This is a genomic window from Acinetobacter sp. LMB-5, from assembly GCF_001541635.1.
In the GTDB taxonomy this organism is placed as follows: domain Bacteria; phylum Pseudomonadota; class Gammaproteobacteria; order Pseudomonadales; family Moraxellaceae; genus Acinetobacter; species Acinetobacter pittii.
Genome location: NZ_LRDR01000006.1, coordinates 67,081 through 84,081, shown reverse-complemented (window position 1 = coordinate 84,081; position 17,001 = coordinate 67,081). Strand labels below are relative to the sequence as shown.

At 36.4% G+C, this 17,001-nt stretch carries 14 protein-coding genes; 9 read left to right on the top strand and 5 right to left on the bottom strand.

Going from position 1 to position 17,001, the window contains the following annotated elements:
* Positions 1 to 4 precede the first annotated feature (4 nt).
* Entirely contained in the window at positions 5 to 241 is a 237-nt protein-coding gene (locus tag AW165_RS09295; RefSeq protein ID WP_016806236.1) for a hypothetical protein, read from the top strand.
* A gap of 80 nt (positions 242 to 321) precedes the next feature.
* Here the strand turns inward: AW165_RS09295 and AW165_RS09290 are convergent, their stop codons facing one another.
* Together AW165_RS09290 and AW165_RS09285 are read right to left on the bottom strand one after the other, a co-directional pair.
* Entirely contained in the window at positions 322 to 3,429 is a 3,108-nt protein-coding gene (locus AW165_RS09290; RefSeq protein WP_060465638.1) for an efflux RND transporter permease subunit, read from the bottom strand.
* Positions 3,426 to 4,592, bottom strand: coding sequence for an efflux RND transporter periplasmic adaptor subunit (locus tag AW165_RS09285; protein ID WP_060465795.1), 1,167 nt, complete (start codon positions 4,590 to 4,592; stop codon positions 3,426 to 3,428). The genes AW165_RS09290 and AW165_RS09285 overlap by 4 nt, the downstream gene beginning before the upstream one ends.
* Before the next feature lie 143 nt (positions 4,593 to 4,735).
* Here AW165_RS09285 and adeR point away from each other — a divergent pair, with 143 nt between their 5' ends.
* The 3 genes from adeR (at position 4,736) to AW165_RS09270 (ending at position 7,228) form a co-directional block, all read left to right on the top strand.
* A complete protein-coding gene (adeR, locus tag AW165_RS09280) occupies positions 4,736 to 5,467 on the top strand; it encodes an efflux system response regulator transcription factor AdeR (protein WP_060465637.1) in 732 nt (243 codons plus the stop codon).
* Positions 5,457 to 6,521 (top strand): two-component sensor histidine kinase AdeS, encoded by a 1,065-nt coding sequence (gene adeS / locus AW165_RS09275; RefSeq protein ID WP_060465636.1) that lies wholly within the window; start codon positions 5,457 to 5,459, stop codon positions 6,519 to 6,521. The genes adeR and adeS overlap by 11 nt, the downstream gene beginning before the upstream one ends.
* Positions 6,522 to 6,640: 119 nt before the next feature.
* Positions 6,641 to 7,228, top strand: coding sequence for a uracil-DNA glycosylase family protein (locus AW165_RS09270; RefSeq protein ID WP_060465635.1), 588 nt, complete (start codon positions 6,641 to 6,643; stop codon positions 7,226 to 7,228).
* Positions 7,229 to 7,245: 17 nt separating this feature from the next.
* Here the strand turns inward: AW165_RS09270 and AW165_RS09265 are convergent, their stop codons facing one another.
* Positions 7,246 to 8,835: a phospholipase D family protein gene (locus AW165_RS09265; protein WP_081410596.1), complete on the bottom strand. Its 1,590-nt coding sequence runs from the start codon at positions 8,833 to 8,835 to the stop codon at positions 7,246 to 7,248.
* Positions 8,836 to 9,034: 199 nt separating this feature from the next.
* Here AW165_RS09265 and AW165_RS09260 point away from each other — a divergent pair, with 199 nt between their 5' ends.
* The 3 genes from AW165_RS09260 to AW165_RS09250 all read left to right on the top strand — a co-directional run bounded on the left by AW165_RS09260 (position 9,035) and on the right by AW165_RS09250 (position 11,252).
* A complete protein-coding gene (locus AW165_RS09260) occupies positions 9,035 to 9,469 on the top strand; it encodes a GFA family protein (RefSeq protein ID WP_081410595.1) in 435 nt (144 codons plus the stop codon).
* 189 nt (positions 9,470 to 9,658) lie between these two features.
* Complete coding sequence (locus tag AW165_RS09255) at positions 9,659 to 10,114, top strand: hypothetical protein (protein ID WP_032063031.1); 456 nt, start codon at positions 9,659 to 9,661, stop codon at positions 10,112 to 10,114.
* Positions 10,115 to 10,946: 832 nt separating this feature from the next.
* On the top strand, positions 10,947 to 11,252 hold the full coding sequence (locus AW165_RS09250; RefSeq protein WP_060465633.1) for a hypothetical protein: 306 nt from the start codon (positions 10,947 to 10,949) through the stop codon (positions 11,250 to 11,252).
* Between the two features lie 66 nt (positions 11,253 to 11,318).
* On the opposite strand, the gene AW165_RS09245 is transcribed toward AW165_RS09250, so the two are convergent.
* The gene (locus AW165_RS09245; protein ID WP_060465632.1) at positions 11,319 to 12,476 is read right to left on the bottom strand and encodes a catalase family protein; all 1,158 of its coding nucleotides are present in this window, start codon (positions 12,474 to 12,476) and stop codon (positions 11,319 to 11,321) included.
* A gap of 183 nt (positions 12,477 to 12,659) precedes the next feature.
* Here AW165_RS09245 and AW165_RS09240 point away from each other — a divergent pair, with 183 nt between their 5' ends.
* Positions 12,660 to 14,531, top strand: a complete 1,872-nt coding sequence (locus AW165_RS09240; protein ID WP_060465631.1) for a hypothetical protein — start codon at positions 12,660 to 12,662, stop codon at positions 14,529 to 14,531.
* A gap of 228 nt (positions 14,532 to 14,759) precedes the next feature.
* Positions 14,760 to 15,869, top strand: a complete 1,110-nt coding sequence (locus AW165_RS09235; protein WP_060465630.1) for an S-(hydroxymethyl)glutathione dehydrogenase/class III alcohol dehydrogenase — start codon at positions 14,760 to 14,762, stop codon at positions 15,867 to 15,869.
* A 57-nt stretch (positions 15,870 to 15,926) separates the two neighbouring features.
* Here the strand turns inward: AW165_RS09235 and AW165_RS09230 are convergent, their stop codons facing one another.
* Positions 15,927 to 16,901, bottom strand: a complete 975-nt coding sequence (locus AW165_RS09230) for a DUF4882 family protein (RefSeq protein ID WP_060465629.1) — start codon at positions 16,899 to 16,901, stop codon at positions 15,927 to 15,929.
* Positions 16,902 to 17,001: the final 100 nt, after the last annotated feature.

Genomic DNA, 17,001 nt, shown 5'->3' with positions numbered 1-17,001 from the left:
TAGTATGTCAAAACGCCATATCTTAAAAGAAGTGAATGCTAAAAGTATGTGTGGTATGGAAATCGTTGTCGAACAAATTTATGAAAATATCAATGAAAAAAACTTTATAGACGTTGAACTGGAACAGAGCTGGTTACCACTTTCTAAAATTGTGATTTCGGATAAAGTCATCAATTTAGATCCAGATAATAGCTTTGCTCATCCTAGAACAGGTAAAGTCTTTAAAGTCCTTAATTCTTAATCGTTTTTCTGTAAGTACATTTTTCATATTTCTAAGTCATTGAGGCGAAACATAGATACGTTTCGCCTCAATGTATTTAACTAAGAATTAATTTTCTTTTTGGAAAATAGTTTCTCTGCGGCTCCCAACACAAAAATAAAGAACACGGGAACAAAAAAGATGGCCAAGATGGTGGCAGATATCATGCCTCCAAATACTCCTGTACCTAATGCATGCTGAGTTTCCGAACTTGCTCCAGTTGCAATGACCAATGGGATAACACCACAAGTAAAGGCAAGGGAAGTCATCAAAATTGGGCGTAGGCGTAACTTTGCTGCTGCAACGGCTGCTTCAATTAAAGTCATGCCTTCTTCTTTGAGCATCTTTGCGAACTCAACAATTAAAATCGCATTTTTGGCAGATAAACCAATAATAGTGATAAGACCAATTTTGAAGAAAATATCGTTTGGCATTCCTCTTAACATAATGGCCATTACCGCACCAAAGATGCCTAAAGGAACAACAAGCATGACAGATAACGGAATTGACCAACTTTCATAAAGTGCAGCTAAAACTAAAAACACGACTAACATTGATAAAGCAATAAGGAATATCATTTGAGATTCAGATTGCTTTTCTTGCAGTGAAATACCTGTCCACTCATAACCAATACCTTGAGGAAGTTTGGCAATCAGCTTTTCCATTTCTCGCATCGCATCACCTGAAGATACCCCTATGTTAGGCACTCCAGCGATACTTAATGATGGTCGGCCATTGTAGCGATTATATTGCTGCGGCAACTTATTCCACTGAGGAATCACGACCTCAGATAAAGACACCAGTTGTCCGTTTGCGCCTGCAACCTTCAAACTCAAGATATCTTTTAAATGCATTCGTGATTTTGCATTGGCTTGAACAATAACTTGCTGCATTCTGCCTTGATTTGGAAAATCATTGATATACATCGATCCCATTGAGGTCGAAATAATATCTGAAACAGAAGCAAAGCTTACTCCTAGAGTGTTTAGTTTTTCGCGGTCGATCTTCAAGCTAATATTGTCACCTTGAGGTAGACCTTCTGGGTAAACCATGTAAAATTTTTTGTTTTGGGCCGCCATTTCCATAAGCTTTTCTTGCGCCGAAATTAAAGCAGGCATTCCTAAGTTTGCTTTGTCTTGTAAACGTAAACTAAAGCCTGAAGATGTACCCAATTCATCAATTGCTGGAGGAAGTACAGACATAGTTGTACCTTCTTTACTGTTTGCCATTTCAGCATTTATGAAGTTGGTATAGTCAGTAGTAGATTTATCACGCTCACCAAAATCTTTTAAGGTTGTAAAAGCGAGTGCAACGTTTTGGCCAGCGCCACTAAATCCCCAACCCATAATTGAAATATTGCTTTTAACATCCGACTGCTCATTTAAATGGCCTTCAAAATCTTTCACAATTTTTGTTGTACGTTCAGCAGTCGCATCTGAAGGTAATTGGAACGACGTTAAAAACCAGCCTTGATCTTCCTCTGGCATAAAAGCAGTTGGCCAATATTTCATGCCTGCAAAAGTTAAACCTGTAATCACCACAAAAATAATTAGAGTCGGAATAGTATGTTTAACGACTTTAAGTAAAATCGCTTCATATTTTTTTGTGACTTTATCAAAGCTACGATCAAACCATGCATAAAAACCTTTCTTTTGATGATTTGCATCAACTGGTTTTAATAAGGTTGCACAAAGTGCAGGGGTGAGCGTTAAAGCTAAAAATGCCGAGAATAAAATTGAGACTGACATCGTAATGGTAAATTGGCGGTAAATAATACCGACTGAGCCACTTGCTAAAGCCATTGGTAAAAATACGGCTGCTAGTACCAAAGTAATACCAATAATCGGGCTGGTAATCTCTGTCATGGCTTTGGAAGTCGCTTCTTTAGGCGATAGACCTTCGGTTGCCATAATTCGTTCTACATTCTCAACAACTACAATAGCATCATCGACAATAATCCCGATCGCAAGCACCATACCGAACATAGTTAACACATTAATTGAGTAACCAGTTAAAAGCATGATGGTAAAGGTGCCAAGCAGGGCAATTGGAGCGACAATCGCAGGAATTAAGGTATAGCGAACATTATGAAGAAATATATACATCACAATAAAGACCAAAACCATGGCTTCAATTAATGTATGAACTACCTTTTCTATCGAAATTTTAACAAAAGGCGCAGTATCGTAAGGAATGCTAAATTGCATGCCTTCAGGTAAATTGACTTTTAGCTCTTCGAGTTTCTGTTTTACCGCATCTGCTGTTTTTACTGCATTTGCACCAGGGCTCAACTGAATAGCTGCAGCTGTTGCAGGTTTACCATTTTCTAAAATCGCAAAATTATATGACTGAGCACCCATTTCTACATCGGCTACATCCGACAACTTAATAGTGGCACCACTAATATTGCTCTTTAGACTAATATTTTTGAACTGCTCTACATTTTCAAGCTGTCCTTGAGCGGATAAAGGTATGGTAATTAATTGACCATTAACTAGAGGGCGATCACCAAGTCGTCCTGGTGCAATATCGATATTATTGTTACGAATCGCATTATTTACATCACTAATCGATAGACCATAAGAAACTAATTTATTTGGATCTACCCAAATTCGCATCGCTTTTTCGGCACCAAAAGACTGAATTTTTCCGACACCTTCAACACGTTTAAGCTCTTCGACCACATTACGAACCAGATAATCGCTCAAATCAACTTCTGAATAACGATGGTTGGGTGAATTTAACCCCACAAGCATTAAAAAACCTGAGGAAGATGCCTCTACAGCTAAGCCTTGTTGGCGGACGACTTGGGGTAAGCGTGCTTCAACCGCTTTAATTTTGTTTTGTACGTCGACTTGTGCCATATCCACATCGGTACCGGGTTTAAACGTCGCGGTAATTTCAGCGGTTCCTGACGAATCCGTTGTAGCACTATAGTAGAGTAAGTTTTTTACTCCTGACATTTCCCGTTCAATGAGAGTAATCACACTATCATTAATCGTTTTGGGAGTAGCGCCAGGATAACTTGCTGTAATGTTCACTTCGGGTGGAGCGACACTCGGAAAGCGTGCAATGGGTAACTTTGGAATACTCAGTACACCAAATAGAATAATAAAAATTGCAATTACCCATGCAAAAACAGGACGGCGAATAAAGAATTGAGACATCATTTAGCATCTCCTTGCTTCACCGTATTTTCTGTTGAGGCCGCTTTCCATGCTGAAATTGCTAGTTTTTGGTTGGGCTGGATACGCTCTATACCTTCAACGACAACTTTTTCGCCTGCTTTCAGCCCTCTATTGATGAGATAAAACTGCTCATATTGTTGCCCTAATTCTACTGAGCGAACATCTGCGCCACCTTTGGCATTCACTACATAAACTTGAGGATCGCCATTCATATTGCGCTGAATAGCTTGTTCTGGCACGAGTAAGGCCTGAGGAACCGAAGCACGCTCAATATTAACGCGGACATACATACCCGGCAGTAATTTTCTTTCAGGATTGGTCACTTCAATACGGATGGTGACATCCCCAGTTTCAGGGTCTACATTAATATCTTCAAACAGCATTTTTGCTGTAACGTTATAGGGCTGTCCCAAACTATTCAAAATCTGTACAGCTTTTTGATTGTTGGCAGATAACTCACCACTTTGAAGGGCCGCCTGTAGGCGCTCATATTCTCCAATAGACTGCTTTACATCGACATAAACGCGGTCAATTTGTTGAATGGTCGCCATAGTATTGCTATCAGCCTGACTAACCAAAGCGCCTTCGGTTATGAATGATTTACCAATACGCCCGGAAATCGGTGCTCGCACTGTCGCATACTGTAAATTAAGATTTTGACGAGCCAATAACGCTTTCATTTGAGCAACATCTGCAATCGCTTGTCGATATTGCGCTTCGACATTACTTACTTCTTGCTTACTAATCGCATTACTTGGTAAAAGTTGCTGGTAGCGCTCCAGTTGTATTTTTAGGCGGTTTACTTCTGCTTCAGCTTTATTTAAACCCGCTCGATTACTATTTACATCAGCCTCAAATGTTTCTGAGTTTATTTTGTATAGAGGTTGTCCAGCTTTAACTTCACTACCTTGAGCGAATAAAACTTTTTCGATAATACCGCCAACTTGAGGACGAATTTCGGCAGTTCTGAAAGCTTGAACACGCGCCGGTAGATTTTCACTAAAGTTAATAGACTGCGGTTGAATTGAAATAACGGTAACCTTAGCCGTAGATACTTGTGTTTGATCACTTACTTGTTCATTGCCACAGCCATGTAATACAAGACCGAAAGATAAAACGAATGGAACTAAAAAATGCTTTTGCACTTTTATAACACCTAATGGACTTCTAGATGCTGGCATTATTTTTGATGTGTGTGTAACCAAAATCACGAATATGTGGAAAAAGTGTGGAGATCTATCAAAAAATACGCGTATGATAAATCAAATTTTTCCCGCGTCTTATTGCTATGTTCGAGTCAACCTTTACGTTTAATTGTCAGGATAAGCTTATTCTTGTGGTAGAAGATGAGTATGATATTGGCGATATTATTGAACATTATCTTAAGCGTGAAGGTATGCGTGTTGTACGGGCCATGAATGGTAAGCAGGCAATTGAAATACACGCAGCACAACCTATTGATCTGATGATTCTCGATATAAAAATGCCGGAACTGAGCGGGTGGGAAGTACTGAATAAAATTCGGCAAAAAGCAGCGACACCAGTCATTATGCTTACGGCTTTAGATCAAGAAATTGATAAAGTCATGGCTTTAAGAATTGGAGCAGACGACTTTGTCGTAAAACCCTTTAACCCAAATGAAGTGGTCGCACGTGTACAAGCAGTACTAAGACGTACTCAACAAAACCAGCAAACTCCTAACCGAAATCTGATTTATAAAAATATTGAGGTGAATACCGAAATTCATACTGCTTACATCCATTCGGGCGATCAAAAACAAACACTCAATTTAACTCTAACTGAGTACAAAATTTTATTACTGATGTTACCGCATCCTCATAAAGTCTTTACTCGTTCAGAGCTCATGAATCAGTGTCTACCAGATCGAGATGCATTAGAACGTACGGTCGATAGTCATGTCAGTAAGCTACGAAAGAAAATAGAAGATCTGGGTTTACGAAATATGCTCATCAATGTTCGTGGTGTAGGCTACAGGTTGGATCATCCACATGAAAAATAAAACGGGCATTAGTAAACAACTAATTATTGCACTGAGTTTTACCAGCCTAAGTGTTACGCTGAGTTCGCTAATTTTAGGTTATGGCACCTACTATGTTGCAATTGAAGTAGGGCTTATATCTCTCGAAAAGCTGAAAGAAAGTGATGAGTTCTTCCACTATCTAGATGGTATATGGTTATTCGCCGTGCTTCTATTTGGCACAGCATTATCAATTATTTTAGGCATTAAGCTTGCTCAACGTTTTATTGTGCCTATTAATCTATTAGCCGATGCAGCTAAGAAAATTAGTCATGGGGATTTAAGCGCACGAGTTGAAAAACCGACGCATCATTCTTCTGAAATTGGTGAGCTTATGGATAATTTTAATGATATGGCTCAAAAACTAGAGACCTCAGTTGAAAATGCTCATGTCTGGAATGCCGCAATTGCACATGAGTTAAGAACGCCAGTCACCATTTTGCAAGGTAGGTTGCAGGGAATTATTGATGGTGTTTTTGAAGCTGACCCTATTTTATTTAAAAACTTACTGAATCAAGTAGAAGGTCTTTCAAACCTAGTCGAAGATTTACGTACATTGAGTCTTTTTGAAAACCAACAGCTTAGACTTAACCTCGAAACGATTTGTTTTAATGAAACTGCTCACAAAGTCGTGCACATGTTTGAAGAAAAATTAGAAAAAGCTCAGCTTAAAGTCATTTTCGATATTGAAGCGCCAAAAGTTGAGTGTGATCAACGGCGAATCGAACAGATTTTAATTGCTTTACTAGATAACGCTACACGTTATGCAAATCCGGGAAAGCTAATTGTTTCAACGAGACAAGAACAAACTAACTGGATTCTTGAAATAGAAGATGAAGGACCTGGCATTTCAGCTGAGCATCGCAAAGATTTATTTAACCCTTTTTTCAGGTTAGAACAATCAAGAAATAAAGAGTTAGGTGGCACTGGGTTAGGTCTTTCGGTTGTACAAGCTCTTGTCATTGCCCATAAAGGTCAAGTCGATTATTTAAATCAATATTCACATAGTATTTTTAAAATAAGCATTCCTCAATAATGATCGCTTCTGTACAACCTTTAACGCTTTAATTAAGAGAAATTGCATTTCATGACTCGTGATTAACTCAAAAATAGGTTAATTTGTTTATAAAATTTTTAAGTAAATACTGATTTTTTATGATAATTGAGATAGAAACTCATCCACTTGAGCCATTTTTACCTGAGAATGCCCGTTTATTAATGTTAGGCAGTTTTCCACCGCCACGTAATAAATGGAAGATGGATTTTTACTATCCTAATTTCCAAAATGATATGTGGCGTATTTTCGGTTTAATTTTTTTCCAAGACAAAACTTATTTTTTAAGTGAAAGCCAAAAAAATTTTAATGAAGAACGTATTCGAAACTTCTTGATTGACACTGGTATTGCAATCTTTGATACCGCTTATCAAATTAAGCGGTTGAAAGGGAATGCCGCAGATAAATTTCTTGAAATAGTAACACCAACAGATCTTGCAGTTTTACTTCAGCAGATTCCTCTATGTCAAACCATTATGACCACAGGCGATAAAGCGACTGATACTTTAATTTCAGTTTTACCAGAGCACACCGAAAAACCGCTTATAGGAATGTCTACCTCGACTTACTTTGCTGGACGAAATATTAATTTATATCGTCTACCATCTTCTTCTAGAGCATATCCATTAGCGCTAGAGAAGAAAGCAGAGGCTTATCAAAAATTCTTTAAAGAGATAGGCATTTTATAAGTAAACTTGAAATGCTGTTACATCATCCATTCAACTGGTAAATATGAAACAGCTTTAATCATGGTACGTTGGAAAAGGCTCGTATCTGGGTCTTTTTCATATTCAACAATCTTTCCATCCGACTGATAATCTAACCAAACAATTTTGCCTTCACTATTTAACTTAAGCTGGTAAGCAACTTGAGGTAAGTGCTGATCGAGCATGACCGAAATTTGCGCTTGTAATTGACTCGACTCAATAACCAGACCGACCTCAGTATTTAAGTAAGTCGAACGAGGATCAAAGTTAAACGAACCAATAAATACTTTACCGTCTACATCAAAAAACTTGGCATGTAAGCTCGATTTATTTTTACCTTTAGCAGGGATCACACTTCCAGTCACCACTTCATACCAAGTTCTGCGTCTGCGTTCTAAAAAGGGCTTAAACTCAAATAGTTCTACACCACTTTTGAGCATCTCAACTCGATATTGACTATAAAAGGCATGCACAATTGCTACGTCATTTGCAGCAAATGAGTTGGTTAAAACCCTGACTTTAACACCTTGTACCTTGAGTTGTTTTAAATAGTAAGTGCCTTGTTGGGTAGGAACAAAATAAGCAGAAGCTAATTCAATATGCTGCTTTGGTTCACCCATAATCTTTAGGACTTGCCCATAAAGCATTTCTTCTTTAGCGGCCAGTCCTAAGATTTTTTTAGGTGAATCAGCAACAAAATATGCTTTTGACCACTGGATTGGATAGTGCTCTAAAAGTTCTTTTAAATAGCTTTGAGCATCGTAAAGCTTATCTTCGGTTTGAGTATGATTTTCACTTTCATGAATTAAATCATGGTAGTGCTGCCTTAGTGTTTGCAAATGGTGAACAGCACATGTTCCCACCAGCTCAGTAGCATTTTGACTTAAATCACTTTGCCAAAAATCATTAAAGACAGACTGTGCATGTTGTACGGTATGTCCATAAAATAAAATATCTAGATCTGTAAACTGAAATTTACTACTTGCATCAAAATACTCACTACTAATATTTCGACCGCCTGTTACCGCAATCACGCCATCTGCAATAATTAACTTATTATGCATGCGATGGTTTACTTTTTTGAACCGAAAAATATAGTCTAAAATTCTTAAATATCTAAACTTATATGGATTAAACAATCGAATTTCAAAATTGGGGTGGTGGAGAAGGCTTCTAAGAACTCCATCCAGCTTTATTCCATTTTGATCATCAATAAGTAAGCGGATTTTTACACCACGATCTGCCGCCGTTAGTAACTCGTGCAGCATTAAGTTTCCAACAAAATCATTTGTCCAAATATAATATTGTAAATCGATTTTTTCTTTTGCATTTCTAATCAGATACATACGAGAAGCGATACTGATAAAGGCATCATCTAATGCCACAAAAGCAGTCAGTCCTTGTTCTGTTTTTTTTGTAGCTTGCTCATCATTCAACCAATTAAAGCTATTCGTCACTATATCATTCTCATCAGGGTCGTATGTACCGTTATACGAAGGTGTATGTGTAAAGCCCCAAGCATTTAATGCCATACTACTATACTGCTGATAAATTTGATTAATCATGTAAGCTTTTAAAGTCGCATCCAAGATAAGCACATCACAGCATTTTTATATTCAATTTATATGTCAAAATTCATATTAAACGTTATAAATACATTCTGCCAAGCCTCAACGCTAGCAATTCCTTATATTTATTGGCACTTCTTAGAAAACATATCCATTAAAAAATATAAAGTAAAATTTAACCCTTTTATGCCTAATGCTATATTCAATATTATTTTTAAGGATGCTTGAGATGAGTCACGTGGGTTCTTGTCTATGCAATGAAGTCAAATTTTCAGTTACTAATGAAATAAACACGGTCTATCATTGCCACTGTAGTCTCTGCCGTAAACAAACTGGAACGGGAGCAAATGCAGCAACATTAGTAAATAAGGATAAATTTGAGTGGTTATCAGGTTTAGAACTTGTCCGTACCTATAAAAAAGAAACAGGTTTCACATCTTCATTTTGCAATCAATGTGGGTCACCAGTACCTAACTTAGTAGGCACTACTGATTTTATGTGGATTCCATTAGGTTTATTAGACAAAGATATTGTTGTGCTAAAAAAGCTTAATTTTTGTATCGTTTCAAAGTCAAATTGGGTAAACACAGTAGATGCAGATGAATCTTACGATGAACTTCCAACTTTAAATGAACTAAACATATTGTTTGATTAAAGAATTTTTTAAAAATGGGACTTAGTCTGCATTAAATTTAATTTTTTTCGGATGATCATGCTTGCAGGTTTCACAAAAACACATTAATTACAATTGGCAGTACAACAATTACATTAGAAAACATGATATCTATCATACTTCTTTAAAGGGCTGAGTGAGTAGCTTAATAATAAAAGGGAGAAAATAGAGATGCCACAATATTTAATCATCGCTGAGAATGTATATAAAAAGATTGAGGACAAAAATTTATTTTCAGAAAGCTCGGCAGAACACTTAAATCAATTAGTTGGTGTAATTCGTAATGAAATTAAAGGCACCAAATTTAAACTTAAATACAATTTTATAGATTTTGAGGAATGCCTAACTAAGCCCTTAGAGGAGTGTGCCATTAAGTTAGACATGAGCCTTATGCCTAACTATAAAAATAAAGATGAATATATACTCTGGCTTGCAGGTTTTATTGAAAGAATTACAACAGGAGGTGAGGCAAAGCTTCCACCAATCTCAAAATTTATTCCTCCAGACTATAAGTTTAATTATGAGGAACCACCCAAAGTATCATCTTCTACACAAGATGGTGGAGAGATGATCATTAATTATTTCAAATCAGATGCCTTTAATAAAATTATAAGCCAAGAAAAATAAGTACATAAAAAATATAGAAGTGATCGTCCACTACACTTCTATAACTCGCTGTAAATTCAGCAACCGCCTACTGGGGCGGTTTTTTAATTTTATCCACCTTATTCATAAAAAATATATTGTTATAACTTTTCACAAAAGTTTGCATAACGCACAGAATCAGTCTCATTGGCCTAAAAACAGATACAACCTTCAATGTTAATTTTAAATTTACTTAATTATCGTTTGGAGATAAGTATGTTCAAGGCTATGTTTTTCTTTAGTGCTGGTGCTGTTTTCGGATACTGCTGTAAACACAAGGAGGATAAAGCTAAAGAGGAAAACTCATCAAAATAAGCGAAGTGCATTCATAAAGAACTTACTAATGAGTTGGTTTTTTATAAGGAGGTGTCTATGCTCCACAACCTTAGACAAGTTTTTTGTATTCATGTCTGGGAATATGACTTTGATATTACTCATGACGAAATTAAAGAATGCAGAAAATGTGGGAAAATTCATAAAATCAAGAGTTTCCCCAAATTGACTTAAGATATAAATTTTTACTTTTAGTCTTAAGTGAATATTAAAAATTAAATAGGCTCAAAATTTTAAATATTGAGCCTATTTAATATAAAACTTAATTAATTACCCTCAAATAAGATTAAAGAATACCTACCAATTTAATCAGAAAAAAATCCCAAATAAATCACATTTTAAATCAATAAAACAGTTATATTACACACAACTTATCAATTAAAATTAAAAATACAGAAACAATTTAATAAAAATTAAAAACTTATTTTTATAGCTTTCAACTTATACTTATATTTTACAAATAATTAATAAGGAGATAGAAATGCCAAAATACTTACTATTAGCAGAAAAAATTAATAAAAATATTAAAAGTTCTTATTCAAATAATCATTTTATAAATTTAAATAATCTTATTGTAGAAATAAAAAAAGCTATTGCAGGCACTGAACTAAAGTTTTTATATAACTTTGTGAACTTCGAAGGTGTTGTTGTTAGTGTAAAAAATGAACTCCCTATTAAGCTAGATATGAGTTTGATTCCAAAGCATAAAAGCGAAGATGATTTTATTTTATGGTTGGCAGATTTCATTGATCGAATCACTATCGATACAAGCAAAAATCTCCCTTAAAAAGAAGCAATTGCAAACGCTCATCTTTAGAAAAATTTTTACACCAAACTACAATGGCTAAAGTATTTAAGGTTCTTGTCTAGGAGCTGAATTCATATCATGTCGAACTCTGCTGATGTTTTCATAAATGACTTTACGCATTCGGTTTACTGCGCCTAATGGTTTATGCTCAGGTAGGGCATGCCACGGTGTAAAAGACAGATTCTCACAAAACTTATTTTGCTCGGGTGTGTCAAAGTCCTGCTTGGGAATATGAATAGTTGCTACTTGATAGAAAGGAGCTGCTTTTTCATCCCATTCTGTCATTGAGTCCTCTACCAACATTTGATTTGAAGTTCGTGGTTGAATAAGAAATTCCATACAAGCATCTGTACTTTGCAAAGTTTTCTTTAAAGCTTCTCTTAAAAAATCATGACTAGGATTCTTGGGTAGATTGTTTGGCTGCATTGAACAAGCACGTACTGAATATTTAACTGCTTGTCGATCATTGCCAAGTCCTAACTGATAGGGAACCATAGACCAATAACGTGCGTATAATGGATTTGCAATTTGTGAATTACGTGCTCCAAGAGCATTCATTGTTCCCTTAAAACCTAACGCAAATGGAATGTGAAGTTTTCTGACCATATTATGGCTATTCACGTCATTCATAAAAGAAAGATACCGTTTAGCATCATTCGCAAAAAAGACTGGATGATTAATCATAATAAAATCTTGAGTAGTTGCTTGCTTTTCACTTTCTAAAATTTTCTGTCCAGACACACCTAAAATTTTTATTGCTATGCCACGTGCATCTTTTTTAATGTCGGCATTAGAAGCATCATTTGAAGCATTAGAAAAACGAATCCATGCTTGATAACTTCGATCTGGAATAAACATTCCTTTAGCAAACTGGGCAGGTATATTTTTTGAGACATGAAAATCGGCATGAACACAACCATGCGCCTTAGGATGTGCATCACGTAAAGCATTTCCAGCCGTATACTGTTCCCGAATTGACTTTTCAATGACTTGAGCTATGTTTTGAGCGAGCAACTCTTCGTTAGGCTGTAACTTTTCTCCTAATACTGTGTCGATCTCTGGATAAGCGTTACTTTCCGAAGATATCTTTGTGGTCGACGTTGTGTTGGAATATAAAGTTTCAGTACAACCTAATAATGCAAATAGAAGAGGAGTAAATAAAAACAAACCCTTAAAATTTATAGGCTGTATAAAAGTTTCCATTTATTAATTCCTCAGTGTAAAAATATTTTAGAATAATAATAAGATTTCATGTTTAATTTTATTTTGAACTTTATGAAAAATATAAACTGTAAATAATTTAAACGTCATTGTTACTTATCTGAACAATAAAATAGGAATTATTATTTAATATAAAACCTCTTAATACATTAAGAGAATGTAGACATGATAACCAACTCACAAAATGTACAAAATAATACTAATACATCACCTCGCCCAATCACTCAGAATACACTTATTGATCGGTTTAGCCCTATTTATTGGAGAATAGACGGCCCGCAAACGATGTCTTTCGCCATTACTAACTATGGAAATGGTTTTGAAGCATCTTTTAGATCACGTATGACAAATGATTTGGTAGGAATTACTTGGGATTCTTATGACACTAAAGATCATAAATTTTTAGCGTATCAAACCAAATATAGCTATGCAGGGGTGGTTTGGGATTTTGATATTGAATTATCGGCTTCTATGCCAGTGCTGAATAATCCAAGTTTAACGCCCACTTTAACGGTGTACTATAATGAAAATGGCGTAAATAAAATTGCATATATTGTTCTATTTAATTACGCAAATAATCCTTCCTCGCGAACGGCGCATATTCGTATTAATTGGGATACAGTAAAAGCAGGCTTCTCTGCTACAGATAGCTTTCCGGTAACCAATATTCAGCGAATCTCATTTTCGGGCTTTACCAGTGACTATAATGGTCAAACCGCTATACCTCTAAGTCAACCAAAAGATGGCTACATTCGCCTCACTAACTCCGTTGTAACTGGAACAAATGCAAAGTTAAATTTGAGCCGTGTAGTTGTGCCACAGCACAATTATGGTATCTGCACCAGCTATGACGACCATTATGACTTAAACCCGCAGCGCCTAGTCAACAATATGGTCGCTTTGGGATACCAGGGTTTCGTTAACCACTATTGTGGAATGTCGCATTATCCGGAAATGACATGGAAAAGCGATATTAATAAATGGCAGATACCTGATACGTTGGTGACAGGCGAGGCGGTCGTTAATTCCTGTACCCGTAAATGGCATGAGAAATATGCCCAGGCTTTACATAACGCCAGTTTGCAACCCATCTTTGGGGTCAGCTTTGAAATGTATTCCTTGGGGGCCAATGAATATTGGGCACAGCGTGACTGGAACAGTAATTTAGGTAAAACAGGCTACCAACCACCGAGCTATTTTTTTAGTTTAAGTCATCAGAATGCTTTGGCATATCTACATAAAGTCTTTATTGAGTTTGCAGATACAATGGTAGTGGGTGGATGCGATGTAAATATGCAGATTGGTGAACCTTGGTGGTGGTATAACACTGACACCAATCTACCTTGTGTGTATGACTACCCAACAAAATTGGCTTTTAATGCAGATACAGGATTATATGCACCAGATTTAGGTACTATTTATGAGGCAATGAATAAAACAGGAACGCCATATGATGAGTTTAAAACATGGCTTAGAAATAAATTAGGTCAAACCTGTCAAAATATTCGTACCGTGATCAAAGCAAAATATTCCAGTGCCAAAGTTAGCCCGCTCATTTTCTTTCCTTCCATTCAATCTCCAATTCAGACTTTAGCCACTTATATTAACTATCCAAGCCAACACTACTCATATCCTAATTTTGATTACATGATGACAGAAGCTTATGACTGGTTGCTAGAAGCTCGCTTAGACTTGGCACATCAGGCAGTTTCCCAAATATCTATACAAGGGTTAGGCTATCCTGCCAATAAAGTCATTTATTTATCTGGTTTTGTTCCCGATGCCTCTATTGCTTATATCTATGGTTTTGATAAAAGCAAGCCATATCGAACACCTATTTGGCAACGAATTTTTGGTGACATGAAAAACAATGTTTCTTTAGGGTTAATGAAGCAATTTATCTGGGCATATCCACAAGTTATGTATGATTCAATTACGATTGATACCACTCAAGCCCCAAATGGCTTCTTTGTTGAAAATACACTTTACTCACCAATTAGTGATAACACACCATATCCACCAGATATTTACCTCTAAGTAAAAACAAGCTGCTTATAAGCTAATGATTTGATAAGAAACCTCTTCAACTAAGAGGTTTTCTTCTTTTTTAAATGTAGGCTTGCTTAGATGTATTTGACTGGCTATGCTGTGATGGATTGTCATGAAAGCCAATTTTAATTTAAGCAAAATTAAGCTCTTGTATTATCAATATATAATCTATTTTGCTCGACTATAAATACCGAATGATTTAAAGGAAACCCAAAGATGAAATCTCGTGCAGCTGTCGCCTTTGCCCCAGGAAGACCTTTAGAAATTGTTGAAGTTGATGTTGCACCACCTCAAGCGGGTGAAGTTTTAATAAAAATTACCCATACAGGGGTATGTCATACCGATGCTTTTACATTATCTGGCGATGACCCAGAGGGTGTTTTTCCTGCCATCTTAGGTCATGAAGGAGCAGGTGTTGTGGTTGAAGTGGGTGAGGGCGTAACAAGCGTTCAACCAGGTGATCACGTGATTCCACTTTATACAGCTGAATGTAAAGAATGCTTATTCTGTAAATCTGGAAAAACTAACTTATGTGTTGCGGTACGTGCTACTCAAGGTAAAGGTGTAATGCCGGATGGAACCACACGTTTTTCATATAACGGCGAACCAATTTATCACTATATGGGTTGTTCAACCTTTAGTGAATATACGGTAGTTGCAGAGGTATCATTAGCAAAAATCAATCCTGAAGCGAATCACGAACAAGTTTGTTTACTGGGATGTGGAGTGACTACTGGTATTGGCGCCGTGCATAACACAGCAAAAGTACAAGAAGGTGATTCGGTTGCCGTATTTGGTTTAGGCGGTATTGGTTTAGCTGTTGTACAAGGTGCGCGTCAAGCGAAAGCTGGACGCATCATTGTCGTAGATACAAACCCAGATAAATTTGAACTTGCTAAGCAGTTTGGTGCTACCGATTTCTTAAATCCAAAAGATTATGACCAACCTATTCAGCAAGTGATTGTAGAAATGACAGGCTGGGGTGTAGATCATTCATTTGAATGTATTGGTAACGTCAATGTTATGCGCTCAGCTTTAGAGTGTGCACATCGTGGGTGGGGACAATCCGTTATTATTGGTGTTGCTGGTGCAGGTCAAGAAATCTCGACTCGTCCATTCCAGTTAGTTACAGGCCGTAAATGGTTAGGTACTGCTTTTGGTGGGGTAAAAGGTCGTACACAACTTCCTAAAATGGTCGAAGATGCTATGAAAGGTGAGATTCAACTTGAACCTTTTGTAACGCATACAATGCCTCTACAAGACATTAATACCGCTTTTGATTTAATGCACGAAGGTAAATCAATTCGCACAGTCATTCATTTCTAAATGAAATAAAAAAAGGGCTGTGATTCAGCCCTTTTTTACGACTTATAGTTTTATATCTTAAATGGCATTACCGCACATGTCTGTTGTGCCCTGAGGGTAACTAAACTGTAGCGCATTACGGTCAGTAATCAGTTCGTTCGACAACTCTTGTCCAAATAATTGTTCGGCATCTATTGATATATCACTTGAAACAAAAAAGCGTATATTCTCAAGTGGCGCAGGCAAAGTAGATTTATATCCTTGATCAACACCATTTATAATAAAGCCAACTTGCTTAGTGTTCTGATTAATATAAATACCTAATCTTTGGTATCCATTTGCATTATTTGTCATGTTTTGACCTTTAGAATATCGACTGTCAGGGCCAGTCTCATCACTAAGTCGGTAAGCTACAGAATAGCTTAATCTAGCAGGATTCTCACCAAAATCTGGATCATAAGTACCCATATTAAACCTAAAATTGGATCTGACTGTATAGCCATTATTTGTTACACCATTAAAACCAATGCCAGAGGAGTAATAAGCAGAATTACCAAGTGATGAGCTCCCAAGAGCTGAGGTTGGGATCTTAAGCTCTATTTCAAATGCAATAATACCTGTATGAGGTATTATTAAATCACCAATGTCATTAGTTGAATTAAGACTAGCTTTACTTCTAGCTACATACTCTACAGTACCATACTCATTTTCTGGCATAGGCTCTACTTTAAGACTAAATTTTTGGCCAATTATTAATGGGAATATTTTAATTGGCCAATAGTCAGTATGTTCGTTGTTCCAGAGATCATAATCTTCTTGAGTCGCATCAAAATTATATTTACAAACTGGGGCAGAGGAATTAAGGGAGGTAGTTTGAGCCAAGAGAGTTTGAGACGCTAACTTTTCATTCTTTGTAGTGGATGAAATGCTTTTAGATGTGACTTTTTGGCTAGATTCGTTACGTGGTGCTGTATTCGTATTATCAGAAGATACCTCATACATAGCCCAACATAATGTCACTGCACTAACAGCAACTATACCTATTTTTTTCATAAATATTCCTATCGAGTTAAGTGTTAAATTTTTAGAAAGTAGTGTTAAAGTAAAATTTATTATTAATATTTATGTATTTGAAATTATTGTGTTTATAAAC

Excerpts from the sequence above, each read along its gene's own strand:
- AW165_RS09240 (WP_060465631.1), top strand. The coding sequence starts at position 12,660 with ATGATAACCAACTCACAAAATGTACAAAATAATACTAATACATCACCT.
- AW165_RS09290 (WP_060465638.1), bottom strand. The coding sequence starts at position 3,429 with ATGATGTCTCAATTCTTTATTCGCCGTCCTGTTTTTGCATGGGTAATT.
- adeR (WP_060465637.1), top strand. The coding sequence starts at position 4,736 with ATGTTCGAGTCAACCTTTACGTTTAATTGTCAGGATAAGCTTATTCTT.
- AW165_RS09270 (WP_060465635.1), top strand. The coding sequence starts at position 6,641 with ATGATAATTGAGATAGAAACTCATCCACTTGAGCCATTTTTACCTGAG.
- AW165_RS09295 (WP_016806236.1), top strand. The coding sequence starts at position 5 with ATGTCAAAACGCCATATCTTAAAAGAAGTGAATGCTAAAAGTATGTGT.
- AW165_RS09235 (WP_060465630.1), top strand. The coding sequence starts at position 14,760 with ATGAAATCTCGTGCAGCTGTCGCCTTTGCCCCAGGAAGACCTTTAGAA.
- AW165_RS09260 (WP_081410595.1), top strand. The coding sequence starts at position 9,035 with ATGCTTGAGATGAGTCACGTGGGTTCTTGTCTATGCAATGAAGTCAAA.
- adeS (WP_060465636.1), top strand. The coding sequence starts at position 5,457 with ATGAAAAATAAAACGGGCATTAGTAAACAACTAATTATTGCACTGAGT.
- AW165_RS09255 (WP_032063031.1), top strand. The coding sequence starts at position 9,659 with ATGCCACAATATTTAATCATCGCTGAGAATGTATATAAAAAGATTGAG.
- AW165_RS09250 (WP_060465633.1), top strand. The coding sequence starts at position 10,947 with ATGCCAAAATACTTACTATTAGCAGAAAAAATTAATAAAAATATTAAA.
- AW165_RS09230 (WP_060465629.1), bottom strand. The coding sequence starts at position 16,901 with ATGAAAAAAATAGGTATAGTTGCTGTTAGTGCAGTGACATTATGTTGG.
- AW165_RS09245 (WP_060465632.1), bottom strand. The coding sequence starts at position 12,476 with ATGGAAACTTTTATACAGCCTATAAATTTTAAGGGTTTGTTTTTATTT.